This window comes from Chromatiales bacterium (assembly GCA_020445605.1).
Classification (GTDB): Bacteria; Pseudomonadota; Gammaproteobacteria; order JAGRGH01; family JAGRGH01; genus JAGRGH01.
Genome location: JAGRGH010000013.1, coordinates 1 through 1194 on the forward strand (window position 1 = coordinate 1; position 1194 = coordinate 1194).

The following is a 1194-nucleotide window of genomic DNA, read 5'->3' on the forward strand; positions in this document are numbered from 1 at the left end:
GCATGACATTTTTTCGGATTTTACAATAGGGCTAGAAGAGATTTTACGTGAGGGAGCAAGGAAATTGCTTCAACAAGCAATTGAGGCTGAAGTACAGGAGCAGCTTGAACTCCATAAGAATCATAGAGATGAAAGTGGCAGGAGGATAGTGAAAAGGAATGGTTACCTTCCTCAAAGGCAAATCCAAACAGGTCTTGGAGTAGTGAGAATTCAGCAACCACGACTCAGAGGGATACCATTTTCAAGTGCGATTCTGCCTCGATACATGAGAAGAGTACCAAGCCTGGAGGCATTAATCCCTGCTCTCTATCTTAAGGGGGTGTCAACAGGAGATATGCAAGAGGCACTGGAGGCAATTTTAGGAGAAAACGTGGAGGGACTTTCAGCCACGAATATAGTAAGGCTAAAAAAGATCTGGGAGGAGGAATACCTAGTTTGGAATAAAAGGGATATTTCATTGAAGAGTTATGTTTATATATGGGCAGATGGGATCTATTTTAATGTCCGTCTTTCTGAAGAGAGGCCATGTTTATTAGTAATAATGGGAGCCACAGAGGATGGAACAAAGGAGCTAATAGCGATTCATGATGGGATTCGTGAGAGCAAACTATCTTGGAAAGAAGTGTTGCAAGATCTTAAATCAAGGGGACTTGCCCAGAGCCCACATCTTGCAGTAGGAGATGGTGCTTTGGGTTTTTGGGCAGCCTTGGAAGAAGAGTTTCCATCTTGCCGTCATCAAAGATGCTGGGTCCACAAGACAGCAAATGTGTTGGATAAAATGTCAAAAGCAGTCCAAAGCTATGCCAAGAGGCTGATCCATGAGATGTACATGTCCCCCACAAAAAAGGATGGCCTCAAAGCCTTTGATCAATTCATAGCCTTGTATGAAGCGAAATATCCAAAAGCTTGTGAGTGTCTTAGGAAGGATAAAGAAAAGCTCTTTACTTTCTATGACTTTCCGGCGATGCACTGGCAACATATCAGAACAACCAATCCGATTGAATCAACATTTGCAACCATAAGGCATCGTTCAGCCCAAACAAAAGGGTGTGGTTCACGTCAGGCAACCCTTTCGATGGTTTACAGTCTTGCGACATCAGCAGAGAAGCATTGGAGAAAACTCAAAGGCCATCAATTGATTGCAAAAGTGGTACAAGGGGTTAAATTTAAGGATGGAGAAGAGGTAGAAAAAGC

1 protein-coding gene is annotated in these 1194 nt (G+C 43.0%); it reads left to right on the forward strand.

What is annotated here, in order from left to right:
* Positions 1-7: 7 nt before the first annotated feature.
* Positions 8-1194: IS256 family transposase (locus KDG50_02260; GenBank protein MCB1864225.1), on the forward strand; the 1187-nt coding region annotated here is incomplete at its 3' end.